Below are 253 nucleotides of genomic sequence, written 5' to 3' on the forward strand. Positions count from 1 at the left end.
TAGGCGTTTGTACAACGCCACTTTAGGCGAAGCACTTCGCCGCCATGGTTTGCTGAAACAGTCGAAAGACTGGCAGCACACCCGCACCATCGCCGACAAGAAATTGCGCTCCGACGAGTTTAAGCGACTCTCGAAAGAAGCAGGGTTCACGCCTGCGGCCATCATCACCTTTGCCCGTACCTGCAAAAATGAAGCAGGCTGGAAAGACCGGCTTGGTTCTAACGTAACCCAGCGCATCGCGGAGCAGGTGTTC

The 253-nt window shown here is 55.3% G+C and carries 1 pseudogene; it reads left to right on the top strand.

Going from position 1 to position 253, the window contains the following annotated elements:
- Positions 1-7 precede the first annotated feature (7 nt).
- Positions 8-253, top strand: a pseudogene (locus IV91_RS16525) (transposase); the annotation flags it as partial.

Origin of the sequence: Ferrovum myxofaciens (assembly GCF_000735045.1) — a bacterium.
Classification (GTDB): Bacteria; Pseudomonadota; Gammaproteobacteria; order Burkholderiales; family Ferrovaceae; genus Ferrovum; species Ferrovum myxofaciens.